Annotated in this window: 15 protein-coding genes, 1 tRNA gene and 1 riboswitch; of the genes, 10 read left to right on the top strand and 6 right to left on the bottom strand. The window is 54.7% G+C overall.

Features of this window, described 5'->3' with window-relative positions:
• Window positions 1-21: 21 nt before the first annotated feature.
• On the bottom strand, window positions 22-702 hold the full coding sequence (locus F8N36_RS04950; RefSeq protein ID WP_291331689.1) for a hypothetical protein: 681 nt from the start codon (window positions 700-702) through the stop codon (window positions 22-24).
• Window positions 703-965: 263 nt separating this feature from the next.
• Here F8N36_RS04950 and F8N36_RS04945 point away from each other — a divergent pair, with 263 nt between their 5' ends.
• The 4 genes from F8N36_RS04945 (at window position 966) to F8N36_RS04930 (ending at window position 4247) form a co-directional block, all read left to right on the top strand.
• Window positions 966-1481 carry a hypothetical protein gene (locus tag F8N36_RS04945; protein ID WP_291331688.1) on the top strand — a complete coding sequence of 172 codons (516 nt, stop codon included), beginning with the start codon at window positions 966-968 and terminating at the stop codon, window positions 1479-1481.
• A gap of 352 nt (window positions 1482-1833) precedes the next feature.
• On the top strand, window positions 1834-2757 hold the full coding sequence (locus F8N36_RS04940) for a hypothetical protein (RefSeq protein WP_291331687.1): 924 nt from the start codon (window positions 1834-1836) through the stop codon (window positions 2755-2757).
• Window positions 2744-3217, top strand: coding sequence for a hypothetical protein (locus F8N36_RS04935; protein ID WP_291331686.1), 474 nt, complete (start codon window positions 2744-2746; stop codon window positions 3215-3217). The genes F8N36_RS04940 and F8N36_RS04935 overlap by 14 nt, the downstream gene beginning before the upstream one ends.
• A 208-nt stretch (window positions 3218-3425) precedes the next feature.
• On the top strand, window positions 3426-4247 hold the full coding sequence (locus tag F8N36_RS04930; RefSeq protein WP_291331685.1) for a hypothetical protein: 822 nt from the start codon (window positions 3426-3428) through the stop codon (window positions 4245-4247).
• A gap of 78 nt (window positions 4248-4325) precedes the next feature.
• Here F8N36_RS04930 and F8N36_RS04925 read toward each other — a convergent pair.
• Window positions 4326-4401, bottom strand: a tRNA-Ala gene (locus tag F8N36_RS04925).
• A gap of 205 nt (window positions 4402-4606) precedes the next feature.
• Window positions 4607-5797 carry a pyridoxal phosphate-dependent aminotransferase gene (locus tag F8N36_RS04920; RefSeq protein WP_291331684.1) on the bottom strand — a complete coding sequence of 397 codons (1191 nt, stop codon included), beginning with the start codon at window positions 5795-5797 and terminating at the stop codon, window positions 4607-4609.
• Window positions 5798-5887: 90 nt separating this feature from the next.
• Between F8N36_RS04920 and sfsA the strand changes: the two genes are divergently transcribed.
• Window positions 5888-6703, top strand: coding sequence for a DNA/RNA nuclease SfsA (gene sfsA / locus F8N36_RS04915; protein ID WP_291331683.1), 816 nt, complete (start codon window positions 5888-5890; stop codon window positions 6701-6703).
• 592 nt (window positions 6704-7295) lie between these two features.
• On the opposite strand, the gene F8N36_RS04910 is transcribed toward sfsA, so the two are convergent.
• Together F8N36_RS04910 and F8N36_RS04905 are read right to left on the bottom strand one after the other, a co-directional pair.
• Window positions 7296-7865 carry a methylated-DNA--[protein]-cysteine S-methyltransferase gene (locus F8N36_RS04910; RefSeq protein WP_291331682.1) on the bottom strand — a complete coding sequence of 190 codons (570 nt, stop codon included), beginning with the start codon at window positions 7863-7865 and terminating at the stop codon, window positions 7296-7298.
• Between the two features lie 2 nt (window positions 7866-7867).
• A complete protein-coding gene (locus F8N36_RS04905; RefSeq protein WP_291331681.1) occupies window positions 7868-9052 on the bottom strand; it encodes an MFS transporter in 1185 nt (394 codons plus the stop codon).
• A 111-nt stretch (window positions 9053-9163) separates the two neighbouring features.
• Between F8N36_RS04905 and F8N36_RS04900 the strand changes: the two genes are divergently transcribed.
• From F8N36_RS04900 to F8N36_RS04885, 4 genes are all read left to right on the top strand, one after another.
• On the top strand, window positions 9164-10216 hold the full coding sequence (locus tag F8N36_RS04900; protein WP_291331790.1) for an asparaginase: 1053 nt from the start codon (window positions 9164-9166) through the stop codon (window positions 10214-10216).
• Window positions 10217-10318: 102 nt separating this feature from the next.
• The gene (locus tag F8N36_RS04895; protein ID WP_291331680.1) at window positions 10319-11599 is read left to right on the top strand and encodes a phenylacetate--CoA ligase; all 1281 of its coding nucleotides are present in this window, start codon (window positions 10319-10321) and stop codon (window positions 11597-11599) included.
• A gap of 87 nt (window positions 11600-11686) precedes the next feature.
• Window positions 11687-11995 (top strand): hypothetical protein, encoded by a 309-nt coding sequence (locus F8N36_RS04890; protein ID WP_291331679.1) that lies wholly within the window; start codon window positions 11687-11689, stop codon window positions 11993-11995.
• 144 nt (window positions 11996-12139) lie between these two features.
• Complete coding sequence (locus F8N36_RS04885; protein ID WP_291331678.1) at window positions 12140-12715, top strand: hypothetical protein; 576 nt, start codon at window positions 12140-12142, stop codon at window positions 12713-12715.
• A 111-nt stretch (window positions 12716-12826) separates the two neighbouring features.
• Here the strand turns inward: F8N36_RS04885 and F8N36_RS04880 are convergent, their stop codons facing one another.
• On the bottom strand, window positions 12827-13783 hold the full coding sequence (locus F8N36_RS04880) for a sirohydrochlorin cobaltochelatase (protein WP_291331677.1): 957 nt from the start codon (window positions 13781-13783) through the stop codon (window positions 12827-12829).
• Between the two features lie 30 nt (window positions 13784-13813).
• Window positions 13814-14040: riboswitch (cobalamin riboswitch) on the bottom strand.
• Window positions 14041-14245: 205 nt separating this feature from the next.
• Between F8N36_RS04880 and F8N36_RS04875 the strand changes: the two genes are divergently transcribed.
• A complete protein-coding gene (locus tag F8N36_RS04875) occupies window positions 14246-15958 on the top strand; it encodes a 30S ribosomal protein S1 (RefSeq protein ID WP_291331676.1) in 1713 nt (570 codons plus the stop codon).
• The last annotated feature ends 61 nt before the right edge of the window (window positions 15959-16019 follow it).

Genomic DNA, 16019 nt, shown 5'->3' with positions numbered 1-16019 from the left:
GCGAAAAGGTGAATTCCGTTTTTAAGGCAGCACGAGCGGCTTTTCTCTTGTTTCGTACTTTTGTGCCTGTTTGAGAACTTCAGCAAAATAGTGCTGGCAGTTATACGTCGTCGCCTTGTAGACAAACGGATTATATTCTTGGCTGAATCGCTCTAATATTTTTCTTTCTTTCCATGCTTCACCAATATCATTCTTTGCCATGTCAATATATTCCTTGCGATACTTTGGGGCTTCTACTTGATAGTTGTTTAAGTCTGGAAGTGATTCATAGAAAATACCGCCTAAGGTTAAGCCAAAATTGCTTCCCTCGCTGCCCACAAAATGCATGTGCTCATAGTGTAAATCCGTTGATGGAATTCTTTGCCCATACCATTTTGAGCCACCAGAGAACCCAAGTTCCCTTACTCCCATGCGATAGTAGGGAATAGCTGCATCAGGGTCTGGAGAATACTGCTGCAAGGTTGAATGCCCGTTCTGAGCATGTTTTTTTACTACATCAGCAACGCTAGCTGGATACATGCGTTCCTGCAGCGGAGCATTTTGCGAAACAGGCATGGGGGCCTCAAGCGCTGCCTGCTGCCTATGCGATGACATGGTTGCCGCCGTTGCAAATCCTTTGAAAGTGAATTGCCCGTTGCTCAAACGCGGCTGATCTGAGACATCGTGCCCCATGTTTCTGGAATTGAGATTGTTCCCTGCCATGTTGCCTCCTTAAAAGGTTTGGAAGTGGTATAGCAGAGGCGGGCGCTTTTGTAAGACTGAAACGTTTCGGCAGTTATTTGGTTCTTTTCATTGTGGCGAATGAGGGCAGTTGCCAATAAAAAAAATCCAGATGGTTATAATTCAGCACAGATACTAAGGCAGGACAAACTGCAATTTTTTTGCACTTACTGGAAACATTTTTATGTTTTTTTCCACACTTGAGCATGGCCGGGCAAAGTACATAAAAGCGATTGAGGGTTTACATGCAATTTCCAACAGATGCGAAAATAGAAGCCCATATGCTGGCTGGATGGAAGGAATATTGGCCTGTTTTAATCACATTGATCTTTACCTGTCTGGGATGGTTCGCACTTTCCAGAAATGATGGTTACTTCGTTCAGGAAATTGGAGCTATTGGTGTAGTAATTTTTTTGCCTCTTTTTAAGATGCATAAAAATATCTGGTTTTATGTAGCTGCCTTTTTTTTGGGTGGAGCAGAGGAAATATGGCCAAAAGGTGCCCAGTGGCTCACTGCTTTCATGGGCTTTGAGAAGGAGAATGCCTGGACGGCCAGCACGGTAATTATTCCCTTTCAGGGGGCGGCGGTGTCCTTTGGCCTTGCACTGCTGCTGTACCTGTGTGTTTTCAGGTCGCGGGTAAGCGCCGCCTTGTTGCTCAAGATACCAATTTGCATGCTTTTTTTTCTTGCTGCTGTTGCTCCTGTAATATTTTTTCTCTGGCTGCTTATTGGGCTTACCGGAATGCTGGGGCCATTATAGTGCCGCTGGCAGGTTAAAGTCATACGATTGAACATCAAGTGTTTGGAATACACACAGTCAAAGTACAAAATCTGATTGAGATATGCAAAAGATATCGAAATACATCAAAATTGACGAAAAATATGCAGTGAATAGCCTGATTACGCAGGTGATGTAAGGTTTGGGGCATGATGCCTTAGTATGGCATTCAAGAGGTCAAGAGTTCAATTCTCTTCAGCTCCACCAGATAAGTAAATAAAACCCCCGATCATCGAAAGATGGTCGGGCGAAAGTAAGAGTCGCCTTTATCAAAAAAATATTTACTTTTTTATATCATGTTAGTACTTTTTTAAAAATTTATCTGGGGTTCATTATGCGAAAAAATAAAGAAGTCTCAATTCATTATTTACGTGTTGTTACGGCAAATGAAGATACGCCAATGAATCTGCAAAAATTGGCAACATCTGCACACCAAAATTTTTGCAGCCTTGAAGAGCGCAGTATTGATAGGAATGGCAAAAGATACACTTGCTTAGACTGTCAAGAATATACAGAGGGGTTCCTGCTTAATGTGTCGGTGTGCACACCTGGTGAACCAGCCAACACAGTCCCCAAGCCAAACCGACAAGCCAAGGCGAATCCCAGTCTGATTAATGCTCCTGAGAATGAAGATTTTATGGATGGTGATGTCCATGCTCTTTTATTTGGTAATCATATATTGATTTGTGCCTTGCGGGCACACCCTTCAACACTAAAAGGATATCTAGATGCCCTTTTTGCTGAAATGAATACTGAAATTCCTGAATATTACCTTGCGCCAGCTCTCCCCGCGCAGGCACTTAAAGCCCTTGGCGAGGGAGTTAAGCGGATAGATGTCTTTGCGGCAGCTTACGCAGCGCAACTAGCAGAAGTTAACGACTCGCACAAAGGCTTTTTTTCAAATATAAGTTATGCTGCCTTTAGTAATGAAAAACCAATGGCTGATGCAATTGCGCACAAAAATACACATGCAAAAGTCACTGTATCTGTTGAGCAATCTGGGAAAATTGAACAAAATACGGAAACTCAGGCCGCTCTCTATCACCTTGCAAAAGATCTTATTGTTACCAGCAACTACGCTCCATACTGTATTATAACAAAGAAAAATTCGAAAATCACACCGGACAAATTACAGCGAAAGCAAAAAATATTCTTAAAACCCTACGGAAAAACTGTTTTCAGGGATGAGGCATGGAGTGCCTTAATCAAACAAAAACAAGACTGGGAACAGGAAGGTCTTTTCAGTGGCAGCGATTAGCATCCGCAAGATATTCGTCCACATCGGAGCAACTATTTGTGGATGTCTTGCTGCCTGGATGCTTTCAGAGGGCTTGAATGATAAAGATGTGATTGGCTGGTTAGTGGGGACATTTACTGCATTTAGCGGGCTTATTTTAGCAGTAATAACACTTGCAGGGCATAGCCTTACACTACTACAAGGGGAGGATTGGAAATCTCTACAAACATTCAAAAAAACATATCAATCACGAATTCTATTTTGCACTGTGATTAGTTTCATTTTAATATTATCCGTCTCTCTAATTATTTTAAACTATATTTTAAAAGGGGCTATTGATATAGCCTGTGCATATATTTCTGGCATGTCACTAGCATATATAGCAATTTTACCATTCAAACTGTCAAATATGTATGTTGAATATTACGATTTTCTCATTGCGCTAAACAAGAAAAAGCAAATCCATCAGTCTAACAAATAACTTCACACCTCCCCCAGCTTTAGCAATTATCGGGGCTTTACGTGTGGCAAATTTTTCTTGGAATAAAGGTTTTATTTCTTTCCACATTAATGCTTGCCTAGTGCGACATCACAGAAAAAATCTAAACACTATGCTTGCAAACTACGAGTAAGCATGATGCACGACTTGTGTGCATTCCACATACAGTATAATCCGGAGCAAAGTAAATATGCCTGAGGTAAATGAAAGCCCAGTAAGCTGGCAAGAGTTTCTTGAATCCTATCCACCTTCAAGCAATGCTGTCCGCGTATCCGATGTAGTCAACCAGAATGAATATATAAATTTGCCTAGGCTTAACTTGTATTGTCCCAATGGATCCTGCGCTGCAAATATGTTTTTTGACAGCATAGGAGGGTCGCCATATTATAAGAGTGGTAGTTTATATTTCTTTAAATATAAATGCAGACACTGTGGTGATAATATAAAAATATATGCCATAGAATTTCCGGATTGCGGTGATGACAAGGTAGTTTCGGTAATAAAATTTGGCGAACTCCCAGCGTTTGGACAACCTATCCCAAAGAAGCTTTTAGCCTTACTTGGTAATGATAAGTCGCTTATGTTTCAGGGTAGGCAAGCCGAAAACCAAGGGCTTGGTATTGGTGCCTTTAGTTACTACCGAAGAATTATAGAAAATAACTGGAAGTTATTGCTTGATAAAATGATTGAAGTCACGAAAATAGTTGACCCTTGTAATACTGAGATGATTGATGGTCTCGAAAAGCTAAAAAATCAAAATCAGTTCTCACAAGCTGTAAAAACAGCCGCACCCGCAGTACCCCAAGCACTTCTCATAGATGGACAAAATCCATTATTGCTCATACATAAAGCCCTCAGCATCGGCATCCATGGATTGACCGATGAAAAATGCCTTGAATACGCAACCGATGTCCGAGTCGTTTTGTCTGAGTTAATGGAAAAAATGGCAGCTTTGAGAGCAGACAATTTAGAACTTAAAAAATCGGTGCGCAGACTGGCACAACTCAAATAACACACCTCCACGAAAGGTTTATAAGCACGCAAAAACCCCCGACCATCTTTCGATGATCGGGGGTTTTAATTACCTATCTGGTGGAGCTGAAGAGAATTGAACTCTTGACCTCTTGAATGCCATTCAAGCGCTCTCCCAACTGAGCTACAGCCCCACGGCGAAAAGCAGAATGACGAAAACTGGCCTAACTGTCAATACATTTATGCAATTTTTTTCAGCAGCTGTTTTCGCGCCAATCCTGCTCCTGCATCAACCCCGGCTTCTGCCTGTTTTTGCGCCTTGCTTCAAGCATGGCTTCGCTTGCTTTTTAAGGCACGGTTACGCCCAGCCTAAAGCAAGGGCAAACAACCAGTCCCGCCTTACTTAGGCTCAGCCGCCAACTGTGCCAGCACCGCGCCAATGCTTTCCAGCGCGCCCTTGAGCACGTCGTCGCCCACGGCATACGAGAAGCGGATGCACTTGTCGTCGCCAAAGGCCGCGCCCGGCACAACGGCCACGTGGGCCTTGTCGAGCAGCAGGGTGCACAGGTCGGTAGAGTTGTTCACGCTGCCGCCATAGCACTTGGAGACGTCCAAGAACAGATAGAACGCGCCGTCGGGCTTGGGGCAGATGGCAAAGGGCCAGCCTTCAATGATCTTCATGGCCAGGTCGCGCCGCCGCACAAAGGCTTCGCGCATCTTGTCCACGCATTCCATGTTGCCGGTCAGGGCGGCAAGGCCCGCCTTCTGCGCGATGGAACAGATGTTTGAGGTGCTGTGGCCCTGCATGGCCGATATCTTTTTGATCAACAGGGGGTGCGCGGCCAAAAAGCCCACGCGCCAGCCCGTCATGGCATAGCTCTTGGAAAGACCGTTAAGCACGGCCACCTGCTCGGGATACTTCGCAAACCAGCTGATGGCGCTGGTCATCTTGGCAGGAGCAAACACAAGTTGGTCGTAAATTTCGTCAGAGAGCACAAACAGCCCGCGCGCGATGGCCCAATCCATAATGGCCGTGAATTCGGCCTCGGTGTACACCGCGCCGGTTGGGTTGCTGGGCGAATTCAGAATGAGCAGCTTGGTCTTGTCGGTGGTATGCGCCTCAAGCATGGCGGGCGTAACCTTAAAGCCCTGCTCCGGCCCGGCCAGCACAGGCACAGGCACCGCACCGGTCAGCATCACCATATCGGGGTAGCTGAGCCAGTAGGGGGCAGGCACAAGAACCTCGTCGCCGGGGTTGAGCATGGCCTGCATGAAATTGTAGAGGCAGTGCTTGCCGCCCGCGCCGATAACAATGGATTCCATGGGAACCGGCACGCCGTAGGTTCTTTCAAAATACGCGCCCGCAGCCTTGCGCAGTTCGGGAATGCCCGGCACGGCGGTGTAACGGCAAAAATTGTCGTCAATGGCCGCCTTGGCCGCATCGCAAACATGCTTGGGCGTGGGAAAATCCGGCTCGCCCACGGCAAGGCTGGTGACAGAAATCCCCTGAGCCTTCAGCTCAAGGGCGCGACTGTTGACACTGAGGGTCAGAGAAGGTTTGATACTGCTCAGACGGTCTGAAATCTGCATGAGGGGGCTCCTTGGCGTATGCAACGCACCCGTAATCGGCAGGCTTACTCACAAACTGGCTGTATTTAGCAGCTTCACCACGGGGTGTAAATGAGCTCTGAAAGCAAACATGCGGGTTTGAACCCGCCCGCAGCCGGGGTTGCGCCCCTGCTGCCCCTGCCGCCGCACTGCCTTGTGGCCGCCTTTGTGCAACGCCGCAAGCGCTTTAGCGTGCTTTTGCAACATCAGGGCGCAGACCTGTGGGTGCACAGCAACAATTCTGGCAGCATGCTGGGCCTGTGCCTGCCGGGCGCCCCGGTGCTGGCATCCCCGGCCAGCAACCCCGACCGCAAGCTCAAATACACGCAGGAATGCGTATGGCTGGAGCGCAGGGCCGTGCCAGAGCCGCAGCAACAGCCGGAGGGCGAGCCCGCGCCCTGCGGGTTCTGGGTGGGCGTCAACACCAGCACGCCCAACCGCATGCTTGAGGCGGCCTTTCACGCCCATCGCCTGCTCTTTGCGCAGGGTTACACCAGCCTTGTGCGCGAGGCCAAACGCGGACAAAGCAGGCTGGATGGTCTGCTCACCGGCCCCAACCTGCCGCCCCTGTGGGTGGAGTGCAAAAACGTCACCATGGTCGAGGACGATGCCGCCTGCTTTCCCGATGCCGCCAGCGAACGCGGGCAAAAACACCTGCGCGAACTTATGGATATCGTGGCCAGCGGCGAGCGCGCGGCCATGTTCTACCTTGTGCAGCGGCCCGACGGCACATGTTTTGCGCCGGCAGATTTTATTGATCCGGCCTATGCCGCCCTTTTTTATGAGGCCTTGCACGCCGGGGTAGAAATGTACCCCTTCCGCGCGCTGGTCAGCCCAGCGGGTATTGACCTGGGGCAGCTGCTGCCCGTGCGCCCCCAGCTGCCATGATGAAAACAAGGCTGGCAGTTATGAACACCACAGACATTACGAACAGTTTGATCAAATTAAATTTTCCAAACATAACAGCATAATGACATAATTACGCACAATTTTTGCGTCTGGTTTTCAGGCGTGTTTTTTGGGCAGCGCGCGGGTGAATTTTCCTTTCACGTGCGCTGCTTTTTTTGCGCCCGCCTCCCTGGCCGCAGCCCCGGCATGAGGTTGCCAGACATGCGCAAATGTGCGCGAAAATGTGCGCAATAAAGCAAATAATTAATAATAGTTAATTGAGTTTTGCACATTTTCTACTGGCACAATTTCGCCTTGCGCACACTACCTGCAATCCGCCCCGCAGAAGGGCACACACCGGCAACCCACCTGCAACGGCCAGATTACGCACATCAATCATATAAAATATAATCATATATTTTAGATAATTATAATAGTTGCGCACACTGGTGGCGGCCATCAGCGCACACATGGCAACACAAGGAACTGCCAGCTGCCACGCATACCCATTGGCGAGCCTCCACGAGCACAAAAAAAGGCCGCCCCCCAAGAAGGGAGGCGACCCGAAAGCAGCCAGTTTACCGGCGACGGATCAGGATTTTTTGGCGACCTTCCAGCCTGCGGGCGTCTGCGTCAGTTTGCAGTCCTCAACCCCAAGCAGTGCCACCTTTATGTCCACTCCACCGCCGTAACCCACCATGCCGCCATCTGCGCCGACCACGCGGTGGCAGGGAATGAACACGGCAATAGGATTACGGTTGTTGGCCATGCCCACGGCGCGGAAGCCCCTTGGGCTGCCAACGGCCTCGGCTATCTGCTGATAGCTGCGGGTCTGGCCGTAGGGAATGCGCAGCAGGGCATCCCACACCTTGCGCTGAAAAGGCGTACCCGCCGGGGCAAGGGGCAGATCAAAATCTTTGCGCACGCCAGCCAGATACCCGCTCAGCTGTTCAAAAGCATGCCGCAGCAGGAGCGTTTCCTTATCGGTGACATCTTCCAGCGGTTCATAAGGAGCCTTGGAACCCAGATCAAGCTGCACAATATGTTGCCCGCGTTCCACAATGCGCACGTCTCCGATATGAGGAAGAGTGCGCGTCAGAGCAAACCCTGGGAGTGCCGCAAGTGCTACATGCGGAGGTTCGGCCTTCTGTTTATTGTTCATGTTTACTTTCCTTTTTTAACGGTCACGGGCTTGAGCAGATAAGCAAAAATGGCGCCCACGATGGAGAGCGCCGCCAGCGACTGAAAAGTGGCGGCCATGCCGTAATGGTCGGCAATCCAGCCGAGCAGCGGGGCCACCACGCCGCCAAGGCTTGTGGCAAGCCCAAGGGTAATGCCCGATGCAAAGCCGATGTTTTTGGCAAGATACTGCTGGCCCAACACCACCTGCGCGCTGAACGGCGCGTACAGCACAAAACCCAGCAGCGGCAGCAGGGCCCAGGCCGCATACAGGTTGTTGCTCAGGCTAAAGCCCGCCACCACCGGCGGCATAAGGGCAAATACCGCACGAATGACGGCGCGGTAGCCAAATTTGTCGGCCAGCATGCCGCCAAAAAAGTTGCTGATAACGCCGCACACGCTGAAAAATGTCAGGGCCATGGCGCCCGTGGCAGTGGATTGCCCAAAGGCGCTCACCCAGTAGAGCGGAATAAATGTATTGAAACCCACAAAGGTGATGGAGCGGGTCACAATGGAAACCGTGAGCTTTAAAAATTCGCGCCAGTTGTTTTCGCCCGGGGTTTCACCCTCTGCGCTCAGGGCAGGCCCGGACTTGCCGCCTGCGGCAGCGGCCGCCTTTTTGGTGGATTCCATACGGGCGATGGACCACACCAGCGTACCCGCCGTCATCACGGCCAGCACGGCAAAAATGGTTGTTCCCGGCAGGCCAAAGGCCCCAAGGCATGCGGTTGCCAGCAAAGGCCCCAGCACAAAACCGCCGTTGCCGCCGATGGAAAACAGGCTCATGCCAGTGCCCTTGTTCTGGCCCGAAACCGCGTTGGCAAAACGCGCACCCTCGGGGTGAAACAGGGCCGCGCCCACTCCACTGAGGCCAATGGCCGCAAAAATGCCCCAGTAGCCCGGCATCCAGCCAATGGCCGCAAGGCCGCAGCCCGCCAGCAGCACACCCAGCGGAATGAACCAGGGCTTGGAAAAGCGGTCAGAGAGCAGCCCGAACAGCGGCTGAATCATGGACGACAGGCAGGCATAGGCAAACATGAGCCCGCCGGTTGCCTGATAACTCAGATCGTATGCCGCCCGCAAAAACGGCAGTATGGCGGGCAGTGCACCGCCGTTGATATCACACGACAAATGCCCCAACGACACGAGTAATATTTTCTTTTTGTCCATTGCGGCACGCTACACCAATGTTTTTCCAAATCCAAGCAACGCGCACCAGTTCACAAGCGTCGCTCTTCATTTTTACCGCGCCTTGCGCTACGTTGCGCACATCGCAGCAAACTGCGCGCACTTTTTTCAGGAACAGCCATGACTACACCATCCACTTCGCTGCCAAAGGTGGCCCTTATCGCCACAGGCGGCACCATCGCTGGCGTGGCCCCCACGCCCCTCGAACAGATCAGCTATCAGGCGGGCGTGCTCACCGTTGACCGCATGCTCGAAACCCTGCCCGGCATAGAGGGCGTGGCCCGCATCACCAGTGTGCAGTGCGGCAACCTGCCCAGCGAAAACATCACCCCCGAGCATTGGGCCATGCTGGGCGAGCAGTGCGCAAAAGTCCTGCAAGACCCGGAAATCTGCGGCGTGGTGCTCACCCACGGCACTGATACGCTGGAAGAATCGGCCTTCTACCTGCACCTTACCCTTGCCAGCCCAAAGCCCGTAGTGCTCACCGGCTCCATGCGCCCGGCCACCTCGCTGAGCGCCGACGGCCCCATCAACATTCGCGATGCCGTGGCCGTGGCGGCCTGCCAGCAGGCTCAGGCACGCGGGGCGCTGCTGGTCATGAACAGCCGCGTGCTCTCGGCCCGCACGGCGGTAAAAGTTGCCACCCTTGATGTGGAGGCCTTCCGCGCGCTGGAATCGGGCTGCCTTGGCCGCGTTATCAACGGCGATCCGCAGTTTTATTACGGCGGCGAGGAAAACCCCGCGCTGGCCGGAACCTTTGCCGAACTGGCTGGCCGCAGCAATCTGCCTCGTGTGGATGTGATATACGGCTGCGCGGGCATGCCTGTTGATCTGGTGCGCTATTCCATGGAGCGCAGCGCGGGCATCGTGCTGGCCGGCATGGGCAACGGCTCCATGCCTGACGCAGTGCGCCACGAGCTGCGCCAGGCCATTGCCAGCGGCATACCTGTTATCCGCTGCAGCCGCACGGGCTCCGGCCCTGTGACTCCCCTTGATGAATACGAAGGCTTTGTGGCCGGGGGCATGCTTTCGCCCGCCAAGGCCCGCGTGCTGCTCATGCTTACGCTGGAACAGCAGAAGGATGCCGAGCCCGCCGCGCGCATGCTCGCCGTGCGCGAAGTGTTTGCTCTTGGCGGCAAACTGTAGGTTTGACCGCCCGTTGGGCTTGCCTGCGACGCAAAAAAACCGCAGTGTGGTTTTTATTTTTCTTTTTCAAGCCCATGACCGAAATGGAATCAGGAGAGCTTCATGTCGTACCGCTTTATTCCCCAGCTCACCGATGAGGATATCCGTCGCAAACAGCTTGAAGGCCTGCGCTACACCGTGCGGCAGGCCTGGAATTCGCCCCAGTACCGGGCCAAGCTGGAAGCCTGCGGCGTAAAGCCCGACGACATCACAAGCCTTGACGACCTGCGCCGCCTGCCCACCAGTGATGTGGACGACCTGCGCGAGGGCTACCCCCTGCCCCTGCTCTGTGTGCCCCCGCGCGATGTGGCGCGCATCCACGCCTCCAGCGGCACCACGGGCAAGCGCAAGATTCTGGCCTACACCCAGCGTGACATCGACACCCTTGGCCTTCAGATCGCCCGCTGTTTCGAGCTGGCGGGTTTTACCCCCGAAGACCGCATGCAGCTTGCCGTGGGCTACGGCCTGTGGACGGCTGGCGCGGGCTTTCAGGCGGGCAGCGAAAAGCTGGGCATGCTCACCGTGCCGGTGGGCCCGGGCAACCTTGAGATGCACCTGCAGCTTTTGCAGGATCTGGGAGCCACCGGCTTTACGGCCACGGCATCCATGGCCCTGCTGCTGGCCGAAGAAGTGGAACGCGCCGACCTGCGCGGCAAGATCAAACTGCGCCGCATGATCTGCGGTTCCGAGACACGCAGCGAAAAGATGCGCCTCGCCATCGAGAGCAAGCTGGGCCTTGAGGGCTGTTATGACATCGGCGGCATGACAGAAATGTACGGCCCCGGCACGGCCATCGACTGCGACGCCCACGAGGGCCTGCACTACTGGGCCGACCTGTTCATCATTGAAGTGCTCGACCCCGCCACCATGCAGCCCGTTGCCGAAGGCGAGGTGGGCGAAATGGTTGTTACCAGCCTGAGCAAGGAGGCCGTGCCCCTGCTGCGTTACCGCACCCACGACCTTTCGCGTCTGCTGCCGGGCAAATGCGCGTGCGGGCTGGACATGCCCCGCCACGACCGCATTCTTGGCCGCTCGGACGACATGATCATCTACCGTGGGGTCAATATTTACCCCGGCCAGATCATGGAAGTTATAGGGCAGTTCGCGGAGTTGGGCGGCGAATACCAGGTGGAGCTCACCCGCGACGAACGCGCCCTCGACCATCTGGCCCTCACCGTGGAACGCGGGCAGGGACAGGGCGCGGGCAATGACGAATCTGTGGCGCGCGAGCTGGAAAACCGGCTGCACAAGGCCATCATGGCCCGTGTTTCTGTAAACGTGGCCGACTACGCCAGCTTGCCGCGCACATTCAGCAAATCCAAACGCGTTGTCGACAAGCGCTGAGCCGTGGCACATCAGATCAAACTTTCAGGCGCGGGGCTTATGCCCTGCGCCCTTTGCATGCTCACGGCGACAGTCCTTTGCGGCCTGATGCTGCATTTGTGGCCTGCCGCAGTTTGCGCCCGCGAGCTGGCAAATGTGGACAGCCCCACATGGTGCGCACAGCATGCCCCCGCGGCGCAGTCGCAATGCCTGCGCAGGGAAAGCGCCTGCCGGGCTGCCCTGCCAGACATGAATTCGGCTGGCGGCTGCCCCAGCAGAGAACTTGAGGCCTGCGTGGCCCGTCAGGAAAACGGCGGCTCGTGGTGCTCCATACTCCGCTGCATCGACCCCGACCACCCGGCCTGCCGGGCGGCGACAGCAGGCATGCCGCCAGCTTTCAGCCCGCCCGGGCGCTAAGCCCCCGTCCCGCGCGTCTCCACCGCCTGTACTGCCATTTTGCAAAGGTAATCAGCACATAGACCTTTGCCTTATTTTGTCATACCCTTAAATGCAGGTACTACTCCACCTTACGTGCCAAAAATCGCCGACACAGGAGCCTGCATGCCCCTTGCCGCCACAGCCGTATCCATTCTTTTTCTGGCTGGCTACATCATGCTGGCCGGTGGCGCATTTGCCCTGGTGAAACCCGGGCTGGGCCTGCTTATTGTTCCTGTGCCGCTTCTGGCCATTCCTCTGCATTTTTTTGCGCGCCGCATGGGCGATGTGGTTGGCGTTGCGCATTCTCGCTGGCAGATGCGCACCTTCGGCCTTTTTCTGCTGCTTTTTTTCGTGCTTGTATCGAGCTTTTTCATCCTTGGCATCAGCTTTACCGACGGTCAGGCCCTGGACAGGCTCGAGGCCATTGGCAATGCCTACAACATGGGCAAGGCCGATCTGTACGCTTCGCTGGCAGGGCTATGGGAAATTAAGGAACTGCAGGGCTTTACCATTGGCGCTTCCGTTTGGACAGCCCTGGCCCTGCTGTGGCCGCTCAAAAGGGCCTTTCAGGGCATGCTGGCGCTGATTGTGGGCGTTGCGCCCAGGGCCTTGCGCCTTCCGTGGTGCTGGTTGGCACTGCTGGTCGCAATTGCGGCACAGGGCGGGGTGCTGGCGCTTCTGCTGGCCAGGCAACCCTAGGCATACTTTCTACGCCACAAAATCTCCGCAAAAACAGGGGCCGCACAGGCCGGACGCGCTGTCCCGGCTTGCACGGCCCATAGCCAAAAAACTGTGGTGCGGGATTGGCCGCTACTGCTTCTTGGGCTCCTTTGTCAGATCATCGGCGCTTTCCTGCGCATGGCGCACCAGAATGGCCCGTGCACCCGCAATCTCGCCCAGTCCCTTGATGTTGGCTTCGACCTTGAACCCGGCGGCCTTGAGCTTTGAGGCCCACGAGTCTTCCTCGTCACCAGCCATGTCGTTGCGCGCATGGTCGCCCGCCACCAGCATGAGCGGCTCGATCACAACCTTTTTGACCTTGGCGGCCTTGAGCTCTGTCAGCAGATCATCCACGCTGCGCGCGCCCTCAACCGTGGCCATGTACACGCGCTTGTCGGCATCGTGGAACACGGCGCGTGTGCCTTCAAAGGTCAGGTCGGCACGACCGTGACTCTGGCCGTGGCCCATGAGCACCAGAGCCGCATCCTTGCCGCGCAGGCTTTTGACATCAGCCGTGATGGCCTTGATGAGTTCCTGCGCGTCCTTCTTTGATTCGAGCATGGGGCGGCCAAGATACACGGCCTCAAAGCGGCCGGGATTTTTCTGCAGGTCGATGAGCACGGCCCGCTCAAGGGCGCTGAATTCCTCGCCCGCCATTACGTGCAGCGACTGCACGCGCACAACATTGACGCCCTCGCTGGCAAGCTTTGCCAGACCGTCGCTGATGCCGCCCACGGGATGCCCCTCGGCGGCGATTTTTTTGCGGATAATCTGCGAGGTATAGGCCCACACCACAGGCTGGCCGCTAAAAGCGGCCTTGAATTCCTCATCCACGGCCTTCATGGCAACGAGGGCTTCGGGCACGCTGGTGCCAAAGGCAACCAGCAGCACGCCAGCCTTGCCCTGGGGCACGGCGGCGGCCGCTTTGGCGGCGGGCTCACCAGCTGGGGAAACAACAGGAGCGCCCAGCACGGCGCAGAGCAGCAAAAGGGGCAACAGGGTACGAGTGAAAAAATGCAGAATGGAATGCGGCGCGTTACGCTGCATGGCAACCTCCTCAATAGCGCGTTGACGGGTTGAAGTGTATGAAATGCCGGAGGATATTCGGACTTGAGGGCAATGGGGGCCTGCGCCCGCACCTACGCTTCGCCTTCGCCGCTTGCGCGACTGGCTGCTGCGCTCCGCCCTTGGCGGAGCGATGAAGTTTCGTTCCCTCTTACCGCAGCGCGACTGTTTCCGATTTGCACGGAATTCCCCGCCGACTTTTTAAAAACACTGCATGCGCCCGCAAAAGTCAAGAGCCCCAAACCCTGCGACCCCCGGTTGACAGGGGCTGGCAGCCTACCCATTTTGCAGCACCCGGGCAGAGCAGGTTTCCAGCACTGTTCAAATCCCGTTTTTTCGGCGTCCAAAGCCGTTTTGGCGCTTCTTTTTTCTTGTTCTTTTGATGAAATCCTGATAATAAGTCACCTCCCTGTTATGGGGAAATTATGTTTGGAGGCTGGACATATGGCAGGTTTTGAAACCGGGCACGACAACGAAATCAATTTCGAAAGCGCCCTTGAAAACTACCTCAATCCCGATTTCGGCGATCTTGAGGAAGGCTCTATCACGAAGGGCGAAATCGTCCGCGTGGATGACGACAATGTGCTTGTAGACGTGAATTTCAAGTCCGAAGGGCAGATTCCCGCGGCCGAATTCCGCGACCCCGCCGGCAACATTTGCGTCAAGGTTGGCGATCGTGTTGACGTTTACGTTGTTCGCAAGAACGAAAACGACGGCACCATCACCCTTTCTTTCGAGAAAGCCAAGCGCATGCAGGTTTTCGACCAGCTCGAAGACGTGCAGGAAAACAACAGGGTCATCAAGGGCCACATTGTCCGCCGCATCAAGGGTGGCTACACCGTGGACATCGGCGGTGTGGAAGCATTTTTGCCCGGTTCGCATGTGGACCTGCGTCCCGTGCCGGATATGGACGCCCTGGTCAACCAGGAATTCGAATTCCGCGTGCTCAAGATCAACCGCCGCCGCAGCAACGTTATCGTTTCTCGCCGCGTGCTGCTTGAAGAAGAACGCGACTCGAAGCGTCAGGATCTGCTGCGCACCCTTGAAGAAAACCAGATCGTTACCGGTAAGGCCAAGAACATCACCGAATACGGCGTGTTTGTTGACCTCGGCGGCCTCGACGGCCTGCTGCACATCACCGACATGAGCTGGAAGCGCATTCGCCACCCCAAGGAAATGATCACCATCGGTCAGGAACTGACCCTGAAGGTGCTTTCCTTCGATCGCGACAACAACAAGGTTTCCCTGGGCCTCAAGCAGCTTGTGCCCGATCCGTGGCAGGACATCTCTGCCCGCTTCCCCGAAGGTGCCAAGTGCAGCGGCAAGGTCACCAACCTGGTTGACTACGGTGCATTTGTGGAACTGGAACCCGGCGTTGAAGGCCTGGTGCACATTTCCGAAATGTCCTGGACCCGCAAGCTGCGTCATCCTTCCCAGATGGTTCACACCGGCGACGAAGTGGACGTGGTCATTCTGGGCGTGGACGGCGACAAGAAGCGCATCAGCCTCGGCATGAAGCAGGTTCGCCCCAACCCCTGGGAACTGGTTGCTGAAAAGTACCCCGAAGGCACCATCCTTGAAGGCGTCATCAAGAACATCACCGAATTCGGCATGTTCATTGGCATCGAGGACGGCATCGACGGCCTTATCCATGTTTCCGACATTTCCTGGACCAAGAAAGTGCGTCATCCCAACGAACTGTACAAGGTGGGCGACACCGTGCAGGCCAAGGTGCTGACCGTGGATCAGGAAAACGAAAAGTTCACCCTCGGCGTCAAGCAGCTGGTGGACGATCCGTGGGGCCACGTGCCCAACACCTACCCCGTGGGCTGCACCATCAAGGGTATCGTGACCAACATCACCGACTTCGGCCTCTTTGTTGAAGTGGAAGAAGGTATTGAAGGTCTGGTGCACGTTTCCGAACTTTCCAGCAAGAAAGTGAAGACCCCCGCCGAGATCTACAAGGAAGGCCAGGAAATCCAGGCCAAAGTCATCCACGTCAGCGCTGAAGAGCGCCGTCTGGGCCTGTCCATCAAGCAGATCAAGGACGAAGAAGAACGCCGCAAGCCCAAGGAATTCCATTCCGGCCCGCAAGAAGCCGGTCAGAGCCTGGGCGACCTGCTCAAGCAGAAGTTTGAAGAAAGCGAAAACAGCTAGTCTGTTATTGCTTCAAGATACAAAAGGGCGCTCCCGCAAGGGGGCGCCCGTTCATGGTGCC

The sequence above is a fragment of the Desulfovibrio sp. genome, from assembly GCF_009712225.1.
Taxonomy (GTDB): Bacteria; Desulfobacterota; Desulfovibrionia; order Desulfovibrionales; family Desulfovibrionaceae; genus Desulfovibrio.
This window is presented reverse-complemented; position numbering and strand designations above follow the sequence as displayed.

Excerpts from the sequence above, each read along its gene's own strand:
- F8N36_RS04880 (WP_291331677.1), bottom strand. The coding sequence starts at position 13,783 with ATGCAGCGTAACGCGCCGCATTCCATTCTGCATTTTTTCACTCGTACC.
- F8N36_RS04890 (WP_291331679.1), top strand. The coding sequence starts at position 11,687 with ATGCTGCATTTGTGGCCTGCCGCAGTTTGCGCCCGCGAGCTGGCAAAT.
- F8N36_RS04885 (WP_291331678.1), top strand. The coding sequence starts at position 12,140 with ATGCCCCTTGCCGCCACAGCCGTATCCATTCTTTTTCTGGCTGGCTAC.
- F8N36_RS04930 (WP_291331685.1), top strand. The coding sequence starts at position 3,426 with ATGCCTGAGGTAAATGAAAGCCCAGTAAGCTGGCAAGAGTTTCTTGAA.
- F8N36_RS04945 (WP_291331688.1), top strand. The coding sequence starts at position 966 with ATGCAATTTCCAACAGATGCGAAAATAGAAGCCCATATGCTGGCTGGA.
- F8N36_RS04875 (WP_291331676.1), top strand. The coding sequence starts at position 14,246 with ATGGCAGGTTTTGAAACCGGGCACGACAACGAAATCAATTTCGAAAGC.
- F8N36_RS04905 (WP_291331681.1), bottom strand. The coding sequence starts at position 9,052 with ATGGACAAAAAGAAAATATTACTCGTGTCGTTGGGGCATTTGTCGTGT.
- F8N36_RS04910 (WP_291331682.1), bottom strand. The coding sequence starts at position 7,865 with ATGAACAATAAACAGAAGGCCGAACCTCCGCATGTAGCACTTGCGGCA.
- F8N36_RS04920 (WP_291331684.1), bottom strand. The coding sequence starts at position 5,797 with ATGCAGATTTCAGACCGTCTGAGCAGTATCAAACCTTCTCTGACCCTC.
- F8N36_RS04895 (WP_291331680.1), top strand. The coding sequence starts at position 10,319 with ATGTCGTACCGCTTTATTCCCCAGCTCACCGATGAGGATATCCGTCGC.
- F8N36_RS04950 (WP_291331689.1), bottom strand. The coding sequence starts at position 702 with ATGGCAGGGAACAATCTCAATTCCAGAAACATGGGGCACGATGTCTCA.
- F8N36_RS04940 (WP_291331687.1), top strand. The coding sequence starts at position 1,834 with ATGCGAAAAAATAAAGAAGTCTCAATTCATTATTTACGTGTTGTTACG.
- sfsA (WP_291331683.1), top strand. The coding sequence starts at position 5,888 with ATGAGCTCTGAAAGCAAACATGCGGGTTTGAACCCGCCCGCAGCCGGG.